Below are 21,965 nucleotides of genomic sequence, written 5' to 3'. Positions count from 1 at the left end.
TTCAATTTACATTCAAAACCTAAGCAATCATTTTATCGTTCTCATTTTCATCTTCTAAAATATAGTTAGAAGGCGTTTTGCCCAAATGCTTTTTGAACATATAAATAAAAGCACTCGCTGTTTCGTAACCTAAATCTAAAGCGATTTCTTTTATGGATTGTTTTTCGCCTAATCTTTTAATGGCTTCTAGTAATTTCATTCGGGTGCGCCAATCGCTGAAATTCATTCCCAATTCTTTTATGAATAATCGCGATAAAGTTCGGTCTGCTCATAAAAGAAAGTTCAGCATAATAATCAATCGTTTGTTTACTCGAAACATCACTCATTAAAAGTTCTACCACTTTCTGCGACTCTTTCATCATTTGTAGTAGGCAAAAATGTGGCGCTTGGCACTATTAAAGCCAGTTCATCTAAAAAGACATAAATGATTCTTAATTGTGATTCTGTTAAGTTGCCACTTGTTCCAAAAGAAATGATTTTGAAAACCAACTGCTTTAAAAACATCGGAATATCAAACGAAAAACTCTTTTCTGGCAATCCTCCAATTGCAGAAGGATCAATAAAAACACTGTAATAGTTAACGTCTTTCTGAAAAGTAACCTGATGCTCTACTCCGCTTGGAATCCAAAGGCCTTGCAACGGATTTACAACCCAAATGTTATTGCCCACCACAACATTCATTACGCCACGAGTCGCGTAGATCAATTGAGCTCTTGGATGCGAGTGGGAGATACACATTTCGTTGTTAACTGTTTCAGTATAACCTATAACTGGGATTGAGGAATCTACTTGATATCCAAAATCCGTTGCTACTCTATATGTCCGATATTGACTATTCATTGTCCAAATATAGCAATTCTGACATTACTATTCTTTTAATCTTTGCAAAAAATAATACAGCTGTTGTTTTTTAACCTAATTTAAAAATCAAAAAATATCTCATGGACACTATTAAAGCAAATCCTGACATAGTTAAAAAAACCACTTATTCGATCTTATTTATCATTAGTTTTTCTCATTTAATTAATGATCTTTTACAAGCTGTTGTTCCTTCAATTTATCCGCTTTTAAAAGATAATTTTAGTCTAAGTTTTACTCAAATTGGTATTATTACTTTGACTTACCAAATGGTAGCCTCTATTTTACAGCCTTTTGTGGGAATGTATACCGATAAAAACTCAAAACCATACTCGCTAATTGTTGGAATGTGTTTTACAATGGTTGGACTTTTCTTTGTTTCGATCGCTTCGAGTTTTATCAACTTATTATTATCGGTAAGTTTAATCGGAATTGGATCTTCGATTTTCCATCCTGAATCTTCGCGTGTAGCGCATTTGGCTTCGGGCGGAAAAAGAGGTTTGGCGCAGTCTATTTTTCAATTGGGAGGAAATGCAGGAAGTGCAATTGGGCCTTTGTTAGCCGCATTTATTGTTATTCCGCACGGACAATCTTATATCGCTTGGTTTTGTATTATTGCGTTAGTTGGTGTTTTTGCTTTGTATAAAATTGCGATTTGGTACACGGCACATTTATCGGAAAGAAATGCGAATAAAGCTTCTCACCAAATTGAAACACATCATTTATCTAAAAACCGAGTAATTGCTTCGTTGGTTATTTTATTGGTTCTGATTTTCTCTAAATACTTCTATATGAGTAGCATTACGAGTTATTATACTTTCTTTCTTATAGATAAATTTCACATTACGATTCAGCAATCGCAAGTGTATTTATTCTTGTTCTCTGGCGCTGTTGTTGCAGGAACTTTAATTGGTGGACCAATTGGAGATCGATACGGCAGAAAATATGTAATCTGGGTTTCTATTTTAGGTGTTGCTCCATTTACTTTGATGTTGCCTTATGTTTCTTTATTTTGGGTTGGAACTTTATCTGTAATTATCGGTCTAATTCTTTCTTCGGCATTCTCAGCAATTCTAGTGTATGCAACTGAATTAATGCCTGGAAAAGTAGGACTTGTAGCGGGTCTTTTCTTCGGATTTGCTTTCGGAATGGGCGGTTTAGGTTCTGCTATTTTAGGGAAAATTGCCGATGCTACAAGTATAGAATATGTATTTAAGATTTGTGCGTTTCTACCTTTGATTGGAGTAATTACTGGGTTCTTGCCTAATTTGGAGAAGAAAAAAACTCAGAAATAATTTTTAATGCCACAAAGTCTCAAAGACTCAAAGATTTATTAAAAAAATAAGTTTTTAATTGCGTCCAGCTTTAGCTGGATGAAACCGAAATACAAAGCTCAAAAGGCTTTAGCCAAATATCGACAATTTGGCTAAAGCCTTTTTCTATTCTTTTTACATAGACCTCCAGTTAAAAATGGAGGCAACTCATAAAATAACCTTGCTTTATTTACAATCTTTTTCAAAACATAGCGTGTGGTTTCAACCACGGGAAACGTATTTTGGCAAACGTAATGTTATACATTGCATTCCCGTGGTTAAAACCAAGGGCTATATTTGAAATCCTTTGAATTTATTAATTCCCATTAAAAACCAAATACAAAACCAAAATCACCAACCCCAACAAACCAAACAAAAGCTTTACCTTTTTACTGGTTTTAGGAATATCCGTTTCATCTGAAACATTCACTTCAGGATTTTTATCGGTTAAAGAAATAATAACGGCTGCAATTAAAAGCGTAGCAAAAATGTAAAACGAAATCAATAAAAAGTGAGGCCAAACTGGATATTTATCGGCAGGGAAAATCCATAAATATAAAACTCCAACAAACAAACTAAAAGCAGAACCCCAAGAAAGTGTTGCATTTACGGCTTTTTTGGTAGTGCGTTTCCAGAAAACACTCAAAAGGAAAACAACAGATAACGAAGGTGCCAAGAAACCTAAAACCGCCTGAAAAATGTTGAATAAATTCTGTCCCTTGATATTGTCAATTGCAACGGCAATCAGAATTGCAAAAACACATCCTATAGCAATTGTCAAACGGCCAATTTTAATCTGATCCTGAATCGTCGCCGTCGGGTTGATTTTCTTTACATAAATGTCATTCGTAAAAACGGTGCTTAAAGCATTTAACGAAGAACCAATTGTTCCCACCAAAACCGCAATCATCACACAAATAACCAAACCATTCATTCCGCTTGGAAAAAGATTCGTAACCATTGTCATATAAGCCAAATCAGAATTGCTTCCTAATTCAGGATATAGCGCATAACACAAAATCCCGGGAAGAATAAACAACGGCAACGCCATCACTTTTAACCATCCAATAAAGTTTACTCCTAATTGCCCCTGCTCTAAATTTTTCGCTCCTAAAACACTTTGAACCATCGACTGATCGGTACAGAAAAAAGCCACTGCGGCTACAGGATATCCTAATAAAATAGCGGGCCATGGATAATGCGCATCGTCAGAAGGACGAACTAAATTCCAGAAGTTAGAAGGCGTTTTAGCAATTAAAACATCTATTCCGCCTAATTTCTGTAAACCTAAAAAGGAAAGCGTCAATGAAACGACAATCAGTAAAATCATCTGAAAAACATTCACTTTTGCAATCGCTTTTAATCCTCCGGCAAATGTGAAAATTCCAGAGAAAATCACTAAAACCGTAACGCTCTGCCACATCGGAATTCCCAAAATCTGGCGTACTAAAACGCCTCCGCTGAATAATCCTAAAGACAGCCAGCTTACTAATATTTTTACCAAAGCATACCAAGCCAAAATATTCTGAGTACTATCGCCATAGCGTTTTCCCATATATTCAGGCATTGTGCTTACTTTACTCGCAATATATCTTGGTGCAAAAACCATCGCCAAAAGCAGTAAAAACACAAAAGCATACCATTCGAAATTTCCGGCTACAATTCCCGTAGCATAACCAATACTTGCAAAAGCCAATAATGACGAAGGACCAACGTTTGTTCCCCACATATTAAACCCGATGCTGTACCAGTTTAAAGAGTTTCCGGCCAGAAAAAGCGTTTCGTTTTTCTTTCTCTGTTTCATACTTACCACATATCCAATGACCAATAAAGCCACTAAATAACCCGCAACAATTACAAAATCGAGTGTGGTTAATTTATCGTAGATACTGTTCATAGTCCGTATTCGTTAAGAATATCGGCAATTTTAACCGGCATTCCAGTTTGTAAGGATTTGTCCATTGCTTGTAATAAAGCAACAGTTCCAATTCCTTCTTCCATGTTTGGATAGGCTTCAAAACCTTGCTCGATACTGTCTACAAAATATTCTAAGTAATTCTGATATTCTCCGCCGTGGTGGCTTTGTCCTTCAAAACGGAAATAATATTTTATCGTACTGTCTCCCCAAGTAATTACTTTTTCTTCGCCTGTTTTGTCTGTAACGGCATAACGCAATTCATGATAATCAGCCTGACTTGCTCCTTCTGTAGCACGCAAAATTGTGCTCATTCCGCTGTCACGTTGTGCTGGCTGAGTTGGCGAAGTGTAAACACCGCTTACACGAGCAATTCTACCATCAGTTGCTTTGAAGATAAAATGCATTGTATCTTCATTCTTCAATCCTGCATTTTGTCCATTACTGCTGATCATTCCGTAACCCATCACTTCCTGAATGTTTGGCAAATACCATCTAATGAAATCTACAGGATGACTCAAACCTCCATACAGCCATTTAAACGATTGCAAAAGCGACCATTCTTTCTTTAAAAACCATCTGTGATCAGCATGATATTGCGCTTCAATTGTAATTAAATCTCCTATTAAACCCGCTTCATAATCGGCTCTTTGTCTTTTGGCTGGTTCGAAGAAACGAGAACTTTGCCCGATGAAAACTTTCTTTCCGGTTGATTTGCTTAATTCTAGCAATTCTTTAGCATCCGAAAGATCATCGATAAAAGGTTTGGTACAAACGACATGTTTTCCACTTAATAAAGCTTGCTTTACGTGTTGTGCGTGCAGATGATCTGGTGTATAAATCGCGATAATATCAATTGACAAATCATTCAATAAATCGTCGTAATTAGTTGTGTACGAATGAAAATCAAATTCTTTTGCACGTTGCTTACACAATTCTTCGTTTCGGTCGCATATTTTAACGAGTTCTAATTTTGAACTTTCTATAGCAGCCGACATTGTGCTTCGTCCTTCTCCAAGTCCTAGAATGGCTATTTTTAACATTGGTTGTGGTTATTTTAGATTGTTGAGTTTAGATTTTAGATTTTTTTGCCACAGATTAAAAGGATTTTCACAGATTAGAAAAAATCATTTTAATCCTTTTAATCTGTGGCAAAATATTATTTCGTTTCTACTTTGTTTAAGAAAATCCAAGTTTCGTCTGGTTTTGCGCCTTCAATTCCGCTTTGGTATTTTTTCATTAAGGCGTTCCAATCGTCAACTCTTGGATTATTTTGTGTTGTTCTCGGATTCAGTTTATCCAAGCTTTCTCCTTTCGGAATACTGATTATCAAGATTAATTGTCTGTCTTTTTTGAAAACCTGCAATTGCTGGAAATCGGCGTTACAGAAGCCTTTTGCAACTTCTGGCCATTTTTCGAATTGCGTTTTATGATACTCTACATACTCTTTTTGCAGTTTTTCATCAGCAGGAAGATTTGCTGTTAAAACAATATTTTCCCAATCTGATGCTGGTTTTGAATCTTTACATCTTTCGAAGTTTTGGAAATCATAAACCAAATCATCATAGATTTTAATTTCTAAAGAAGGAAAAGCGCCTGCCAGTTTTCGTTTTGTTCTTTCGGGCTGATTCATTTTTCCGTAAATCACCAAATGATTTTTCCATTGGTACAATTCCTGACCAACTATTCTAAAGCCAGTTAAAGTCGATTTGATTTTTTCAATGTCAAAATCAGAACCGATTAATTCGATTGCATACGATTTTGGCATTTCCTGCAATCCCCATTTTTCATCGATTACGACTTCTTTTTCTAAATGTTTATAAGGTGCTCTAATTCCTGCAAGCATCTTTAATTTTAGTGCTTACATACGGATCATTGTGCTCCCAGATATTCCCTTTTGGACCGTTATGGTTTTTAAGGATTTTCTTTTCGGCAATCCAGTTGTTTTTAATCGTAAAACCTTCACTCCCTTCATCGGTATATAAATACAGCCATAAAAACGGATCGTGTGCATACGGACTGTTGTAAACTTTGTCGATATAATTTTCTTCAATTCGACTACCAGGTTGAGCCGAAAGCGTATAAATTCCTGCAACATCATGTAAATGTTTGGCATAATGATGAATTTTATTTCCAAGAATTTTATTGTTCTGCATCACGTTTGGCGTATGTGTCCAACCCCAGCCCATTGCCATTCCAGAATACGATACATCCGAAATTTCGTTGTGTTCAATTGTGATGTTTCTAACAAAACCAGCACTGATTCCTAAAGTTCCCCAATCTTCATTGGTTACATTGGTGATTAAATTATCCGAAATCACTTCATCCGAACACATTTCTCTTTCGTCTTTTATGATTAAAGGCAAATGCGCTTCAAAAGCTTCTTCTGAGAAAACTCCAACATTGATGGCACTTCCGCCAATATCTTTAAATAAATTACCTTTTATGGTATTATGATTTGTTCCTTTATTTAAATCTAAACCAGTCGAAGCTAAATGCTCAAAACGACAAGATTCAAACTGAATATTATTGGCATAATTTACTTCAACTGCTGAGCGAGGTCTTCCCACCCAAGCCTGATTTTCTAAACTCGCCTGATTTGGCGTTCCAGGAACTTTCAATTTATAAGCGTCTAACAAATACAAACCAGATTGTAACGGAACGTGACCTTGCTGTGAAGGACGAAGCCAGTTGCTGTATTGAAACGAAATTCCTTTAAATTGAAAATGATGAACAGGCGAATCGATTGTTCCTTTTACTTCAACCAGATTTTCTAAAACTGGAGCTGTAACGGTAACCGAATTAATTTCTTCTCCAGCTCTTGGAATATAATAGATTTTAGCACTTTTCTTGTCCAAATACCATTCTCCTGGTTCGTTTAAAAGTGAGAAAGCATTGTTTAAAAAATAAGCCGAATTTCCATTGTTTTTAGAAATCCACGGTGCAGGCCACGGGTGTTCACTTTGAATACGACTTTCTGGTTCTTCAAACGAAAGTTTAGCGCTGTCTTTTTGAACTTCAATATTTTTGATGCGTAAGTTGGCATTCGACCACCATTGCACAATAAACATTTCCATTCCCGGTTCGAACTTAACTGATTTATCCTTAAACGGAATCCAACAGGTTTGTTCTTCGTGATTCCACGATAAAATACGCTCCATTGTAGTTCCAGCGGTATTTTTGGCTCTAACGGCTTTTTTTCCGTTTACCCATAATTGTCTGTAATCAATCAGACTTCCTGCTTTTTTAGGAGCATCTGCCACCCAAACAGAGCCTTTTTTAAGTCCGTTGATAATGGTTGTCGATTTTGTCCAGTTTTTAATTTCGATTCCACCGCTTATAATGGGTCTTGCATTTACATCGGCTTCAATCGTTGTTGGGCTGTCTGCAGTTCCAGAATCTTCTGGTCGTACAAATAAAGGTTCGTTTAAATAATACGTTCCGTTCATTACTATGATTCGGATTCCGTCTTTTATAGATGGATCTTTTAAACGACGAAGTTCTCTGGCTTTTCGCATTGCCATGTGAACCGTTGCCAACGGACTCTCTTTGGTTCCAGAATTTATATCTTTTCCATTTGGAGAAACCCAGATTTCAGCAAGCATTTGCCGAAACTGTAAATACCATTAAAAAAATGATCAGTAATTTGTTGAAAGGAATTGAACGCATTATTTTCTTTTTTCTTCTCTAAAATTATCAGGATATAAATTTTAAGTACTAAAAATTTTACATCATGATTAATTTTAACAGATAAATTAAATATTCGGCACAATTTAATCGAACATAAAAAACTATGCATCCTGTACCCTCCTGTAACTTTGATAAACATCATGTTTTATAGACTTTCTCTATAAAAACAGCCATTTCATTTTCTATTGATTTCGCATTCAAAAAAAATTAAATTCATAAAAAATCTGTGATAAACTATTCTAAAATGTCATTTCATATTATTTTTTTAATAGATTTGTGTAATCGATTACATTAAACATTTCAAATTAAAAAAGTATAATTTTATTTATTGAATAAAAATTTCAGTAATTAAAAATTGAATTATCAGTAAATCGCTTTCCTAAAAAGACTTTTAACTATAATAGAATAAGAATGAAAACTAACCGAATTAACCTTTTATGTGTCGCTCTCGCCTCTTTTGCTTTGAGTTTCAATACAGTTTCTGCACAAAAATCTGCTGACACCTATAAAAATATTGAGTTTAAAATGGCTGAAGTCCAAGAACCTGTAATTCCGCAGTACAGTGTGAATCTAAAAGACTTTGGGGCAGTAAATGGCGGTTATGTTTTAAATACAAAAGCTTTTGCGGATGCGATTGATGCACTTTCGAAAAAAGGCGGTGGAAAATTAATTATTCCGCCAGGGATTTGGCTGACTGGTCCAATCATTTTAAAAAGTAATATTGAACTTCATGCAGAAAGAGGTGCATTAATCAAATTCAGTACGGATAAATCTTTATATCCAATAATCGAAACCAGCTTTGAAGGTTTAAACACTTGGCGCTGTATCTCTCCTATTTATGGAAAAAACTTAGAGAATATTGCGTTTACTGGAAATGGTGTTTGGGATGGTTCTGGTGAAGCTTGGCGACAAGTTAAAAAGAGTAAATTGACAGATGAACAATGGAAGAAATTTGTAGCTTCTGGCGGAGTTTTAAATGAAAAGAAAGACAGCTGGTATCCTTCTGAACAATATTTAAAAGGTGCTAAAGGTGCCGATCAGAACATTCGTCTTGACTTAAAAACAAAAGAAGATTTTGAAGCTATTCATGATTTCCTGCGTCCAGTTTTGGTCAGCATTCAAAATAGTAAAAGAGTGATGTTTGACGGACCAGTTTTTCAAAATTCTCCTGCGTGGAATATTCACCCGTTATTAATTGAAGATTTAATTGTTCGAAATATAACCGTTCGCAATCCGTGGTTTTCTCAAAATGGCGACGGGCTTGATGTAGAATCTTGTAAAAATGTAGTGATTGAAAACTCAAGTTTTGATGTGGGTGACGATGCGATCTGCATTAAATCGGGTAAAGATAAAGACGGACGTGACAGAGGCGTTCCTTGCGAAAATATCATTGTAAAAAACAATATTGTGTATCATGGTCATGGTGGAGTTACAGTTGGAAGTGAGATGTCTGGTGGTGTAAAAAATCTGCACGTTTCCAATTGTACTTTTATGGGAACTGATGTTGGTCTTCGTTTTAAAAGTACTCGCGGACGTGGCGGTGTTGTTGAAAACATTTACATTTCAGATGTTTTTATGACTGATATTCCATCTCAGGCAATTTCTTTTGATTTGTATTATGGAGGAAAATCAATCGCTGAGACTTTAGCAGAAGGTGGAAATACTGTTAGCACAAAAGCAATTCCGGTAAACGAAGAAACGCCTCAGTTTAAAAATATCGTGATCAAAAACATTACAATCAAAGGCGCTCAGCAAGCTGTGTTTTTACAAGGTCTTCCGGAAATGAACTTAGAAAATATTGAAATCACAAATCTAATTGCGAAAGCACAAAAAGGTTTTTCTATAATTGACGCTAACGGAATTAAAATCAATAACGCTCAATTGGATATTGAAGCGAAGAATGCTTTCGAAATTTATAATACCAAAAACCTTTCGCTGAAAAATATCGAATTTAATCCTTCTTCATCAAATGCAATTACGATTAATGGTGAAGCGAGTAAAAATATTGATTTAAGTGGTTCTTCTGCTAATTTTTCTAAGACGACTACTATTGACAAAAACGTGCCTAAGAAAGCTGTTAAATTCTAAAAACGAGATTCTATGTTCAATTCCATAAACAGCTCGAAATTACTGGCATCTGCTTTTTGTGTTTTTTCATTTTTATGCTCGCATGCGCAGTCAAATAGTGAAATCAGCACAAAACCTTTTACTGATGGCACGAATCATTGGTATTTTATTAAAGACAAAACCAATATCATAAATCCGATTCCGAATCAGCCGAAATATGCTGAAACAGATTATACTAAAATTGCAGATAATATTCTGTATTTCCAGCGTGATAATGGTGGGTGGCCAAAGAATTATGACATGAAAGCTATTTTAACGCCACAGCAAATAGATAGCGTAGTTAAAACAAAATACATAGAACATACTACTTTCGATAATGAAACGACTTATACTCATATTCATTATCTGGCACAGGTTTATACGCTCACAAAAGATCCGAAATATAAAGATGGGTGTTTAAAAGGTATTAATTTTGTCATAAAAGCACAATATTCAAATGGAGGCTGGCCACAATATTTTCCTTTAGAAAAAGGTTATAGTCGACACATTACTTTTAATGATGGAGCGTATATGGGCATCATCAATCTTTTAAAAAAGATTGTAAATAATGATCCTGATTATGCTTTTATTGACGCTAAAACCAGAAAAAAAGTAGCTAATGCTTACCAAAAAGGATTGGATTGTATTTTGAAAATGCAAATTAAAGACAATGGAAAATTGACTGCTTGGTGCCAGCAACACGACGAAATAACACTTGAACCTGCTTGGGCACGTAAATTTGAACCGCCAAGCATCTGTAATGCCGAAAGCGTTGATGTAGTTTTGTTTTTAATGGATATTGAAAATCCAAATGAAAAGATCATTAATGCCGTGCAAAGTGCCGTAAAATGGTTTCAGGATTCTAAAATCTACAATACTAGGGTCGAGAGTTTTGTTGCTGAAGAAATGGAATCCAAATACAAGAAAATCAAGAATGATGTGAGAGTGGTGCACGATACAACTGCTCCGCCTATTTGGACTCGTTATTACGAATTAAAAACACATCGTCCTTTATTCTCTGATCGTGACAGCGAGTTTTTATATTCTTTAGCGGAAGTAAGCCGTGAAAGAAGAACGGGCTATGCTTGGTATACTGATAAACCTGAAAAGGCTTTGAAGAAATATCTAGCTTGGCAGAAAAAATGGGTGCCAAATGATGATGTTTTAAAGAAGTAAAAATAATATTGATCTAAAATTTTTAGCCACAGATTACAGGATTAAAATGATTAAAAAAAATCTATGAAATCCTTTAATCCGTGGCTATTTTTTTCTCAATTTTGTCATTTCGACGAAGGAGAAATCTCCGCAAGTAGCTCGACAATCAAAGTAAATCTTTGCGGAGTTTCTTGCGGAGATTTCTCCTTCGTCGAAATGACATCCTAAACGGATAATCTTATGACTAGTTTATAACTTATAAAAAGAATTAGCATTTTCAAACCAAATCTTATTCTGGTCTTCAATTGAAAACTTCGAAATATAATCTTCCAACGTTTTTACAACTTCACTATAATCTGAAGCAACATTGAGAACTGGCCAATCTGAGCCGTACATCAATTTATCAACTGAAAAGTTTTCAAAAATCACATCTAAATACGGTTTTAAATCTTCTGGTTTCCAGTTTTTCCAATCGGCTTCTGTGACCATTCCTGAGATTTTACACCAAACATTATCGTATTTTGCAATTTCTTCAATTCCCTTTTTCCAAGAATCAATACTTCTTGATTTGATGTCTGGTTTTGCAATATGATCGATTACAAACATTTGATTTGGAAAATCTTGAACTAAACTTATTGCCGCTGGTAATTGACGTTCGAAAATCAATATATCGTAAGTATAATTGAATGGCTTTAAAGCTGCGATTCCTCTTCTAAATTCTGCTCCCAACATAAAATCATCAGCTTCGCCTTGAACTACGTGTCTAAAACCTTTCAGCTTTTTTTGATCTGAAAAGAATTTCAAACGTTCTTCAATGTTTTCATTTCGTAAATCAATCCAGCCGACAACTCCTTTTATGAAATCATTTTTAGAAGCCAAATCCAATAGAAAATGAGTTTCTTCTTCCGATTGGCTAGCCTGAACGGCAACACAACCTTCAAAATGATTTACATTTAATAATGGCTGTAAATCTTCAGGAAGAAAATCTCTTTGGATATTCTGCATAGTTTCATCGATCCAGCTGTCTCTAACGGGATCAAACTTCCAAAAATGCTGATGGGAATCTATTCTTTTACTCATAACTTTTTAATTAACATCGCTGATTAATGCACGGTCTAAATGTACGTAACCTCCATCCACAAAAACAAATTGTCCTGTAGTATGTGATGATTTTTCTGAAATGATAAAAAGTGCCGTATCTGCAATTTCTTCTGTTTTGGTCATACGACTTTCTAGCGGAATACTTTTGTTGATTTTATTCAAAACCGTTTCGCCGTCTGGCAAAGTTTTAATCCAATCTTCGTAAGCTGGCGTATAACTTTCGGCAATAATAATCGCGTTTGAACGAATTCCGAACTGAATCAAATCTACAGCCCATTCTCTGGTTAAGCCTAAAACCCCACCTTTGGCAGCAGCATAACCCGAAGTCCCTCCCTGCCCTGTTAAAGCCACTTTTGAACCAATATTTAAAATATTTCCTTTTGATTCTTTTAAAAATGGAAGCGAATATTTAGCCAATAAAAAATAACTTACCACATTCAATTTCAAAGAATTCATAAAATCTTCATAACTAGAATCTAATCCTGCACCGTCATTTACACCAACATTATTAATTATTGCATCGATTCTTCCATATTTTGCTCCAATTACTTTTACAGCATTTTCTATCGCAACAGGATCTGTTACATCAGTTTGTACAAATAGTGAATTAATGCCTCTTTTTTGAAGTCTTTCCACGTATTCGAAACCTCTTGCATTTCTGTCCACTAAAACTGGGATTGCACCTTCATCTGCTAATCTGTTAACGATCGTTTCTCCGATACTGCCTTCTTTTCCAGCCGAACCAGAAACGATAACTATTTTATTTTTTAAGTTTAAATCCATTTTTTTTGTGTGTTAAATGTGATTTGTAAAATGTCTTTTGTGAAAAGTGATTTGTGAGATGTAAAATGTGAAATCTAAAAATCAGATCGCTTTGTATCTTACAATGAAAATCACATTTCACATATTACTTTTCACTTTTCACAAATTAATCAATTTCAATCAGCGCCTTGATCACATTATTCTTCGGATCAATCAGGTTTCCAAAATCAGTAATCATTTCAGCAAAACTGGTTCTGTGCGTGATGTATTTTTTAGGATCGATTTTACCTTCTTTCAAACATTTCATTACATATTCAAAATCTTCAATAGTAGCATTTCGACTGCTCATTAAAGTTGATTCTCTTTTGTGGAAATCAGGATGACTGAAACTTAATTCTCCCTTTTGAAGTCCAACTAAAACAAATCTTCCGCCATGCGAAATATAATTAAAAGCGCTGTTCATTACTTTCTGATTTCCAGTTGCATCAATAACAACATTTGCCATATCGCCGTTTGTCAATTCAGCTAACTTTTGCGCAACATCATCGTTTAACGGATTAATCGTTTCGTCTGCATTTAGCTCTGTTTTACAGAAGTTTAATCTGTAATCATTGATATCCATTACAATTACTTTTGCTCCAGCGATTTTAGCAAACTGAATCAAACCAATTCCAATTGGTCCTGCTCCCATTACTAAAACGGTATCTGTTGGTTTTACTGTCGCTCTTCTAACGCCGTGCGCCGCAATTGCCAAAGGTTCAACCAAAGCCAATTCATCATAATCTAAACCTTGACCGTGCAATAAATATTGTTCTGGAATCGAAACATATTCCGCCATTCCGCCATCAATATGAACACCAAAAACTTTAATATTTACACAGCAGTTTGTTAGTCCATTTCTGCAGGCAACACATTTTCCGCAGTTAAAATACGGAATAAAAGTTACTTTATCTCCTGGTTTAAATCCTTCTGCACTTCCCTTTACATATTCAGCGACCAATTCATGACCTAAAATTCTTGGATATTCAAAATACGGCTGAGTTCCGCCAAAAGCATGAATGTCAGTTCCGCAGATTCCGATTCTTTTAATTTTTAATAAAACTTCACCCTCTTTTGGTTCTGGAATATTGGTTTCTTTTAATAGAAATTCCTGAGGTTTTTCGCAAACAATATATTTCATTTTATACTTTCTTAATTTTTATTTTTGATATGCTACGGCTTTCTGTTTACTTGTTCCTAAACCTTCAATTCCCAATTCAACAACATCACCCGCTTTAATGTAAATTGGATCTGGTTTGATTCCTAAACCAACTCCCGGAGGCGTTCCTGTACTGATAATATCGCCCGGAAGCAAAGTCATAAACTGACTTAAATAATGTACCAGATAAGGAATTTTGAAAACTAAATTTAGTGTATTACTGTCTTGGTATTTTTTACCGTTTACCGTCAGCCACATTTTTAGATTATCAATATCTGCGATTTCATCTTTTGTTGCCAAAAATGGTCCAAGTGGCGCAAACGTGTCGCTTCCTTTTCCTTTTGCCCATTGTCCGCCACGCTCTAGTTGAAACGCTCTTTCGCTGTAATCATTTAATAAAGCATAACCAGCCACATAATCTAAAGCTTCTGCTTCTTCAACATAACTTGCTTTTTTGCCCACAATAAAAGCCAATTCTACTTCCCAATCTGTTTTTTCACTATTTTTCGGAATAATCAAATCATCATCTGGCCCACATAAAGAAGTTGTTGATTTAAAGAAAATAATAGGTTCTGTCGGAATCGGAGCGTTTGTTTCTTTACAGTGATCAATATAATTCAATCCAATACAGATAATTTTTGAAGGTCTTGCCACTGGCGAACCTAAACGTACTGAAGCATCAACTTCTGGTAAAGTCGGGTTACTTTCTAATGCTTTTTCTAATTTTTCTAATCCGTTTTCTTCAAAGAAACTTTCGTTAAAATCGGTTACAATCGAAGAAACATCATATCTCTTTTCTCCAATCAAAACTCCAGGTTTCTCTTTTCCGATTTCTCCAAAACGTATTAATTTCATAATCGTATATTTTTAGTTGTTAGTTTATTTTTTCTGATGAAATGAGTTCATCAATTGTATAATTATCACTGCCACTCCGCTTTAATCAAATTCGAAATTCATCAAAAGATCAAAGCAAAATTAATAAATGTAAAAAACACAATTACAAAAATACTTTTTAAAAATTAATATTCGAGATATATTTCGTTTTCCTATTCTTAAAATGACTAAACTTTAAATTTTTATAACATTTTTTAGATGGTTTGTAAAAATTATATCACTAATTATCGATTTATGTAAAAAAGATTTCTTAAAAAGAAAGGATTTCTTGTGCATTTAAATCTTATTCCTACTTTTGTAATTGTATTTTTTACATTTATTAATACAATCGATTACATTGTCAAAAAATCCCATACAAAATGATAAAATTAAAAGGCATAACATGGAATCATACAAGAGGTTTGCTTCCTATGGTTGCTACATCGCGACGTTTTACAGAATTACATCCTGAAGTTGAAATTTCTTGGGAGAAAAGAAGTTTGCAAGAATTTGCCGATGCTTCTATCGAAGACTTAGCCAAAAGGTTTGACTTATTAGTAATCGATCATCCTTGGACAGGTTTTGGAGCGCAAACCAAAGCAATTCTTCCGTTATCTGATTATTTATCAAACGAATATATTAAAGATCAAGAAAGTAATACTGTTGGAAAATCGTACGGAAGTTATGTCTTTCACGATAAATTATGGGCGCTGCCAATTGACGCTGCAACTCCGGTTGCCTCTGCCCGCTTGGATATTTTAGAAAAAAACAATTTAGAAGTTCCTAAAACTTATGACGATTTATTGGCTTTAGCCAAAAAAGGCTTAGTCGCTTTTGCTGGAATTCCGGTAGATGTTTTAATGAGTTTTTATATGTTTCTGTCGCAGTTTGGGTGAAGCTCCTTTTCTTTCTGAAGAAAAAGTGATTTCTGAATCCACAGGAATCAAAGCCCTTCAAATGTTTAGAGAATTGGCGCAGTTGATTGATCCCGCAAACTTTAACCGTAATCCTATTCAGGTTTACGAAGCAATGGTTAATTCAAACGAAATTGCCTATTGTCCGTTTGCTTATGGTTATTCCAATTACTCTCGCATTGGCTACAGCCAAAACCTTTTACATTTTTATGATTTAGTTAAATTGAATGACAATCCGATGATTTCTTCTTTGGGAGGAACTGGATTGGCTGTTTCTTCATTCAGCGAACATATTGAAACTGCCATAAAATATGCCGAATTTACATGTTCATCACAAGTTCAGCAGAATATTTATACCGATAATGGCGGTCAGCCAGGACATTTGCAAGCTTGGAAAAGTGAGCGAATTAATGGTGTAACACACGATTATTTCAAAAATACTTTACCAGCTTTAGAACGTGCTTTCCTTCGTCCGAGATATTATGGTCACATGTATTTCCAAGATCATGCTGGAGATGTGGTTCGTAATTATTTGATGAATGGCGGAGACGAATTAAAAGTGTTGGAAGAAATGAATTCGCTTTACTCGGAATCTCTAAAAATTCAGACCGTATGAGACCTTTAGAAGGATTAATTGTTCTGGAATTCTGCCAGTTTTTGGCAGGACCTTCGGCAGGATTAAAACTAGCCGACTTGGGTGCACGCGTTATCAAAATTGAGCGTCCTATAAAAGGTGAAGCCTGCAGACAATTGAGCATCAAAGATTTATTTGTTGATGATAGCAGTTTGCTTTTTCATACGATTAACAGAAATAAAGAATCTTTTGCAGCTCGATTTAAAAAATCCTGACGATTTGGTTTTGATTAAAAAACTAATCGAAAAGGCTGATATTATGACGCATAATTTCAGACCTGGAGTGATGGAAAAAATCGGTTTAGATTTTGAAAATACCCTTTCTATAAATCCACAAATTATTTACGGAACCATTACAGGTTACGGAAATGAAGGACCGTGGGCAAAAAAACCGGGACAAGATTTATTGTTACAATCGCTTTCAGGTTTAAGCTGGTTAAGCGGACGCAAAAGCCAAGGCCCAGTCCCTTTTGGTTTGGCTGTAGCCGATTTAATGTGCGGAAATCATTTTGTACAAGGAATTTTAGCGGCGCTTCTAAAAGAGCTAAAACCAAAAAAGGAGTTTTGGTAGAAGTCAGTTTGCTGGAATCTATTTTGGATGTGCAATTTGAAGCGATTACTTCTTTCTTAAATGATGGCGGTCAATTGCCTGAACGTGGCGATATTAAAGGAAGTGCGCATGCTTTTTTAAGTGCTCCGTACGGAGTTTACCAAACACAAGACGGCTTTTTGTCTCTTGCTATGGGCGATTTACTTTTTATTGGAAAAACTTTAGGTTTGGATTTAAACGCTTACACGGATAAACATCTTTGGTTTGAAAAACGCGATGAAATCAGAACAATTTTAAGTGAAAGAATTCAAACTCAAACTTCTGATTATTGGATTGAAATCTTGCAGAAAGAAGGCATTTGGTGCGGAAAAGTTTTCAATTACGGGGAACTAGACAGTCAGCCTTTTGTAAATGAATTACAGCTGAAACAAACCGTAAAAAATACCGAAGGCGAAACCTTGGTAACAACCAGAAGTCCGATTCAGTTAGACGGTGAAATTTTATTAAGTGAAAAAGCGACACCAAAAGTAGGTCAAGATAATTTAGCGATACATAAAGAGTTTATTCAACAATAAACTAAAATTTATTATTCATCAGCTTAGATTAAAATCTGCCTAATCCGCTTTAATCTAAATAAATCTGCGTGAAAAAATCTATACGCAAAAAAGTATTTCACGCAGATTTAAAAAGATTTCAGCAGATCAAATTAGATTTTAATTGTTGAATGAAAACGATTAAACAAATAACCGATTAAACGGTTAAACGAATAAAAAAATGAAACCATTAGAAGATTATTTAATTGTAGATTTCAGTCAGTTTCTTTCGGGGCCTTCGGCGAGTTTGCGTCTAGCAGATTTGGGTGCTCGTGTAATCAAAATTGAAAAACCAGGAACAGGAGATATCTGCCGTACTTTATATACTTCTGATTTGATTATGAACGGCGAATCGTCTGTTTTTCATACCATCAACAGAAACAAAGAATCTTTTGCAATTGATTTTAAACAGCCTGAGGAACTTCAAAAACTAAAAAAAATATTAGCCAAGGCCGATGTTGTGATGCATAATTTCAGACCCGGAGTTATGGAACGCATTGGTTTGAGTTATGACGACGTAAAAAACATTAACCCAAATGTGATTTATGGGTCAATTTCAGGGTTTGGAGAACATCCAGATTTGAAAGATTTACCGGGACAAGATTTGCTTTTACAATCTTTAACCGCTTTAACGTGGTTAAGCGGCAATCAGGAAGATGGCCCAGTTCCAATGGGATTGTCGATTGTTGATATGCTTGCCGGAGCGCATTTAGCGCAAGGAATTTTAGCGACTTTATATCGAAAAGCAACTCATAATATCGGTGCACAAATTCAAGTCAGCATGCTAGAATCGGCATTTGATTTTCAGTTTGAAACGATTACCACTTTCTTTAATGACGGAGGCGAATTGCCTGTTCGAACTAAAACCAATAACGCACACGCCTATTTGGGCGCTCCATACGGCATTTACAAAACCAAAAACGGTTATTTAGCATTGGCAATGGGATCGATTCCTTTTTTGGCTTCTTTACTAAAATGTGATGCTTTATTGGCTTTCCCTGAAAATAAATTTACACTTAGAGACGACATAAAAAATATCCTTGCCGATCATTTGCAAACGCAGGAAACACAGTTTTGGTTGGATATTTTAGAACCTGCAGACATTTGGTGTGCAGGAGTTTTAAACTATCAGCGACTATTTGCTGAAGACGGATTTAAAGTTTTGAATTTTACCCAGCAAGTCGAAATGTTGGATGGATATACGTATAAAACAACGCGCTGTCCGATAAAAATCGACGGCGAATATCTGACTTCTGGAAAAGGGTCGCCAAAACTAGGTCAGGATAACGAAAAAATTATTAAAGAATTTATTGACTGTTAATGGAAAAAATTAGAATCGCCGTTCGTAAATTCGATCCTTTCGAAAGTACACTTCGAAAATTATGGGATGCATTTTCACTTCAAAATAATATAAAAATTGAAGCCGAAATGGTTGCCTTAGAACTTCATGATTTGTACGAAACTACCATTTCTGAAAAAGGTCTAAAAGAAGGAAAATGGGACATCGCCCATATTAACACCGATTGGATTTATGACGCTGCAAACGAAAATGCGGTTCTTAATTTATTTTCATTAATTGGAGAAAATCCACCAGAAAATTATCCTTTTGGATGGCATAAATCGCTTTTACATTTACAAAAGCTGAGTAACGGTATTTTCGGACTTCCTTTTCACGACGGGCCTGAATGTCTGATTTACCGAAAAGATTTATTCGAAAACAAAACAGAGAAAGAGAATTTTAAAAAACAGTTTGGTTACGAGCTTTCAACTCCAAAAACTTGGCAGGAATTCGCAGAAATAGCCACATTTTTTAATCGTCCCGAACAAAATTTATACGGTGCTGTTTTTGCCAATTATCCAGACGGACATAATATGGTTTTTGACTTCTGTCTGCAATTATGGACGCGCGGTGGTTCTTTATTAAACAACAAAAATCAGATTGACATTCATAACGAAGCGAGCAATAAAAGCATTGGATTTTTACAGGAAAATGGTTAATGATGCAACTGCAGTCCATCCAAAATCTAGAGAATTTGGTTCGGTTGAAGCAGGTTTGGCTTTCGCCGAAGGACAAGCGGCAATGGCTATCAACTGGTTCGGATTTGCTTCTATGGCAGAAGTGATTGAAGAATCGAAAGTGAAAGGAAAAATCGATATCACTTCCCTCCCATCCGATCCTGGTCACAAAACAGCTTCTTTAAATGTATATTGGTTGTATACGATTGGATCTGGAAGCAAACACCAAAAGCTGGCTTACGATTTTCTACGTTTTGCCACTACTCCCGAAAGCGATAAACTATTAACTACTGAAGGCGGTATTGGATGCAGAAAATCGACTTGGAAAGATGCAGAAATCAATACTTTGATTCCGTTTTATCATAAACTGGAAATGCTTCATGAAAATGCATTAACACTGCCGCAAACACCAATCTGGCCAAAAGTAGCCGAACTTATTGATGGCACTGTTTTAAAAGCCATTGAAACCGATATTCCATCTGAAATACTTTTAGAAGAAACTCAGAAAAAAATTAGAGAATTAAGTCAAGGAACAACATTACACAGCTCTGTCAAAAATTAAACTTGGCAGGCTTAATTTCAAAATATAGAACAAATGAATATTCCCTATAAACCTTTACTTCCCCAAACAGAACAGCCCATTGTGATTATTGGAGCGAGCGGAATTGTAAAAGATGCGCATCTTCCTGCTTACGAAATGGCTGGTTTTAAAGTTTTTGGTATTACCAACAGAACGATTTCTAAAGCATACGATTTACAGAAACAATTCAAAATCGATTATGTTTTTGAAAGTGTTGCCGATGCAGTAAAAAATGCGCCTTCAAACGCTGTTTACGATATTACCGTTTTACCTGATCAATACATTGAAATTCTGGAACAATTGCCTGACGGCGCTGCAGTTTTGATTCAGAAACCAATGGGAAATGATTTAGCTCAAGCACGTGAAATTGTAGCGGTTTGCGAAAGAAAGAATCTCGTAGCTGCAATCAACTTCCAACTGCGTTTTGCCTCTTTTGTAAGCGCTGCGAGATATTTAATCGATCAGGGAATTATTGGCGAATTATACGATTTTGAATTCAAAGTAACCGTAAATACGCCTTGGGAATTGTTTCCTTTAATAAAAGAACATCCAAGATTGGAAATTCTTTTCCATAGCGTGCATTATATTGACTGCATTCGATCTTTTCTGGGAAATCCGAAAAGTGTTTATGCTAAAACAGCCAAACATCCGCTTAAAAAATTATCATCAAGCCGATCTACAATTATTTTAGATTATGGTGAAAATAAACATGTTGTAATCAATACGAATCACGATCATCATTTTGGTCCAAAACACGAAGAAAGTTACATCAAATGGGAAGGAACAAAAGGCGCTGTTAAAGCAAAAATGGGCTTGTTAATGAACTATCCTGACGGTCTTCCTGATGTTTTTGAATATGCATTGCCCAAAAAAGATAATGAAAATGAATACGAATGGACAGAAGTAAAATTGGAAGGTTCGTGGTTTCCTGAAGCTTTTATTGGCGCAATGTCTAATCTGATGCGTTACAAAGAAGGTTCTGACTCAACATTGTCTGCAAGTGTCCAAGATGTTTTGGGGACGATGAAAGTTGTAGAAGCTTGTTATGAAAGTAACAAAAACGGCGGAATTTCTTTTGATGAAGTGTAATTAAAACACTATATTTCAAAACCAAAAAACAAAATTTAAGTCCTCTTCAAAACAAACCTGATTTTGAAATCTATTTGAAAGAGCTGGCGAATAAAAAGAATAAATTATGTATTTTAAATCAACTTTTTTCGAAGATTATCAAATCGACGACAAACGAATAACTTTAGGCAGAACCATTACAGAAACCGATTTTGTGGTTCATGCCGGACACACGGGAGATTTCTTTCCTCATCACATGGACGAAGAATGGTGCAAAACTCAGCCATTCGGACAAAGAATTGCGCACGGAACCATGGTTTTTGCGATCGGAATTGGATTAACAGCATCTGAAATAAACCCCGAAGCTTTTTCTAGAGGTTACGATAAAATGCGTTTTGTAAAACCAGTTCATATCGGTGATACTATTCACTCTGAAGTAACTATTTCTGAAAAAGGCGAAGCCAAAAATCCAGAAATGGGAACTGTAACCGAACATGTAGAAATCATTAACCAACGCGGTGAAGTCGTTTTGGTATGTGATCATCTATTGCTTGTGAAGAAAAGGTTCTAAGATGCTAAGATTCTAAGGTGCTAAGTTTTTAAATACTTATCAACTTAATGCCTTTATGGCAAAAGAAAA

The 21,965-nt window shown here is 35.3% G+C and carries 21 protein-coding genes and 1 pseudogene; 12 read left to right on the top strand and 10 right to left on the bottom strand.

Features of this window, described 5'->3' with window-relative positions; translation table 11 throughout:
- Nucleotides 1-19: 19 nt before the first annotated feature.
- Nucleotides 20-226, bottom strand: a complete 207-nt coding sequence (locus P5P87_RS01385; RefSeq protein WP_278021271.1) for a helix-turn-helix domain-containing protein — start codon at nucleotides 224-226, stop codon at nucleotides 20-22.
- Nucleotides 227-318: 92 nt separating this feature from the next.
- A complete protein-coding gene (locus P5P87_RS01380) occupies nucleotides 319-840 on the bottom strand; it encodes an AraC family ligand binding domain-containing protein (protein WP_278021270.1) in 522 nt (173 codons plus the stop codon).
- 101 nt (nucleotides 841-941) lie between these two features.
- Here P5P87_RS01380 and P5P87_RS01375 point away from each other — a divergent pair, with 101 nt between their 5' ends.
- A complete protein-coding gene (locus tag P5P87_RS01375; RefSeq protein WP_278021269.1) occupies nucleotides 942-2,153 on the top strand; it encodes an MFS transporter in 1,212 nt (403 codons plus the stop codon).
- 334 nt (nucleotides 2,154-2,487) lie between these two features.
- On the opposite strand, the gene P5P87_RS01370 is transcribed toward P5P87_RS01375, so the two are convergent.
- The 4 genes from P5P87_RS01370 to P5P87_RS01355 all read right to left on the bottom strand — a co-directional run bounded on the left by P5P87_RS01370 (nucleotide 2,488) and on the right by P5P87_RS01355 (nucleotide 7,691).
- Nucleotides 2,488-4,068 carry a sodium:solute symporter gene (locus P5P87_RS01370; protein WP_278021268.1) on the bottom strand — a complete coding sequence of 527 codons (1,581 nt, stop codon included), beginning with the start codon at nucleotides 4,066-4,068 and terminating at the stop codon, nucleotides 2,488-2,490.
- A complete protein-coding gene (locus P5P87_RS01365) occupies nucleotides 4,065-5,129 on the bottom strand; it encodes a Gfo/Idh/MocA family protein (RefSeq protein WP_278021267.1) in 1,065 nt (354 codons plus the stop codon). The genes P5P87_RS01370 and P5P87_RS01365 overlap by 4 nt, the downstream gene beginning before the upstream one ends.
- Before the next feature lie 116 nt (nucleotides 5,130-5,245).
- Nucleotides 5,246-5,932 carry an L-rhamnose mutarotase gene (locus P5P87_RS01360; protein ID WP_278021266.1) on the bottom strand — a complete coding sequence of 229 codons (687 nt, stop codon included), beginning with the start codon at nucleotides 5,930-5,932 and terminating at the stop codon, nucleotides 5,246-5,248.
- Nucleotides 5,916-7,691 (bottom strand): right-handed parallel beta-helix repeat-containing protein, encoded by a 1,776-nt coding sequence (locus P5P87_RS01355; RefSeq protein WP_278021265.1) that lies wholly within the window; start codon nucleotides 7,689-7,691, stop codon nucleotides 5,916-5,918. The genes P5P87_RS01360 and P5P87_RS01355 overlap by 17 nt, the downstream gene beginning before the upstream one ends.
- 496 nt (nucleotides 7,692-8,187) lie before the next feature.
- On the opposite strand from P5P87_RS01355, the gene P5P87_RS01350 reads away from it, so the two are divergent.
- Together P5P87_RS01350 and pelA are read left to right on the top strand one after the other, a co-directional pair.
- Entirely contained in the window at nucleotides 8,188-9,864 is a 1,677-nt protein-coding gene (locus P5P87_RS01350; RefSeq protein ID WP_278021264.1) for a glycoside hydrolase family 28 protein, read from the top strand.
- A 12-nt stretch (nucleotides 9,865-9,876) separates the two neighbouring features.
- On the top strand, nucleotides 9,877-11,058 hold the full coding sequence (pelA, locus tag P5P87_RS01345) for a pectate lyase (protein WP_278021263.1): 1,182 nt from the start codon (nucleotides 9,877-9,879) through the stop codon (nucleotides 11,056-11,058).
- Nucleotides 11,059-11,286: 228 nt separating this feature from the next.
- On the opposite strand, the gene P5P87_RS01340 is transcribed toward pelA, so the two are convergent.
- The 4 genes from P5P87_RS01340 to P5P87_RS01325 form a co-directional block, all read right to left on the bottom strand.
- A complete protein-coding gene (locus tag P5P87_RS01340; protein ID WP_278021262.1) occupies nucleotides 11,287-12,117 on the bottom strand; it encodes an amidohydrolase family protein in 831 nt (276 codons plus the stop codon).
- 6 nt (nucleotides 12,118-12,123) lie between these two features.
- Entirely contained in the window at nucleotides 12,124-12,921 is a 798-nt protein-coding gene (locus P5P87_RS01335; RefSeq protein WP_278021261.1) for an SDR family oxidoreductase, read from the bottom strand.
- A 145-nt stretch (nucleotides 12,922-13,066) separates the two neighbouring features.
- Nucleotides 13,067-14,080, bottom strand: a complete 1,014-nt coding sequence (locus tag P5P87_RS01330; RefSeq protein ID WP_278021260.1) for a zinc-binding alcohol dehydrogenase family protein — start codon at nucleotides 14,078-14,080, stop codon at nucleotides 13,067-13,069.
- An 18-nt stretch (nucleotides 14,081-14,098) separates the two neighbouring features.
- On the bottom strand, nucleotides 14,099-14,953 hold the full coding sequence (locus P5P87_RS01325; protein ID WP_278021259.1) for a fumarylacetoacetate hydrolase family protein: 855 nt from the start codon (nucleotides 14,951-14,953) through the stop codon (nucleotides 14,099-14,101).
- Between the two features lie 398 nt (nucleotides 14,954-15,351).
- Between P5P87_RS01325 and P5P87_RS01320 the strand changes: the two genes are divergently transcribed.
- The 9 genes and pseudogenes from P5P87_RS01320 to P5P87_RS01275 all read left to right on the top strand — a co-directional run bounded on the left by P5P87_RS01320 (nucleotide 15,352) and on the right by P5P87_RS01275 (nucleotide 21,896).
- Nucleotides 15,352-15,867, top strand: coding sequence for an extracellular solute-binding protein (locus P5P87_RS01320; RefSeq protein WP_278021258.1), 516 nt, complete (start codon nucleotides 15,352-15,354; stop codon nucleotides 15,865-15,867).
- A 25-nt stretch (nucleotides 15,868-15,892) separates the two neighbouring features.
- Complete coding sequence (locus P5P87_RS01315) at nucleotides 15,893-16,501, top strand: type 2 periplasmic-binding domain-containing protein (protein ID WP_278021257.1); 609 nt, start codon at nucleotides 15,893-15,895, stop codon at nucleotides 16,499-16,501.
- The gene (locus P5P87_RS01310; protein WP_278021256.1) at nucleotides 16,498-16,734 is read left to right on the top strand and encodes a CoA transferase; all 237 of its coding nucleotides are present in this window, start codon (nucleotides 16,498-16,500) and stop codon (nucleotides 16,732-16,734) included. Before P5P87_RS01315 ends, P5P87_RS01310 begins: the two co-directional genes overlap by 4 nt.
- A pseudogene (locus P5P87_RS26040) lies at nucleotides 16,661-17,643 on the top strand (CoA transferase). The gene P5P87_RS01310 and the pseudogene P5P87_RS26040 overlap by 74 nt, the downstream one beginning before the upstream one ends.
- Nucleotides 17,644-17,842: 199 nt before the next feature.
- Nucleotides 17,843-18,982, top strand: a complete 1,140-nt coding sequence (locus P5P87_RS01295) for a CaiB/BaiF CoA transferase family protein (RefSeq protein ID WP_278021253.1) — start codon at nucleotides 17,843-17,845, stop codon at nucleotides 18,980-18,982.
- Nucleotides 18,982-19,659: an extracellular solute-binding protein gene (locus P5P87_RS01290; protein ID WP_278021252.1), complete on the top strand. Its 678-nt coding sequence runs from the start codon at nucleotides 18,982-18,984 to the stop codon at nucleotides 19,657-19,659. Before P5P87_RS01295 ends, P5P87_RS01290 begins: the two co-directional genes overlap by 1 nt.
- Nucleotides 19,652-20,239, top strand: coding sequence for an extracellular solute-binding protein (locus P5P87_RS01285; protein WP_278021251.1), 588 nt, complete (start codon nucleotides 19,652-19,654; stop codon nucleotides 20,237-20,239). The genes P5P87_RS01290 and P5P87_RS01285 overlap by 8 nt, the downstream gene beginning before the upstream one ends.
- 33 nt (nucleotides 20,240-20,272) lie before the next feature.
- On the top strand, nucleotides 20,273-21,346 hold the full coding sequence (locus P5P87_RS01280) for a Gfo/Idh/MocA family protein (RefSeq protein ID WP_278021250.1): 1,074 nt from the start codon (nucleotides 20,273-20,275) through the stop codon (nucleotides 21,344-21,346).
- A 106-nt stretch (nucleotides 21,347-21,452) separates the two neighbouring features.
- Nucleotides 21,453-21,896, top strand: coding sequence for a MaoC/PaaZ C-terminal domain-containing protein (locus P5P87_RS01275; protein WP_278021249.1), 444 nt, complete (start codon nucleotides 21,453-21,455; stop codon nucleotides 21,894-21,896).
- The last annotated feature ends 69 nt before the right edge of the window (nucleotides 21,897-21,965 follow it).

This window comes from Flavobacterium ginsengisoli, assembly GCF_029625315.1.
Lineage (GTDB): Bacteria > Bacteroidota > Bacteroidia > Flavobacteriales > Flavobacteriaceae > Flavobacterium > Flavobacterium ginsengisoli.
The sequence above is the reverse complement of the archived record's forward strand: the minus strand, read 5'-3'. Positions and strand labels throughout refer to the sequence as shown.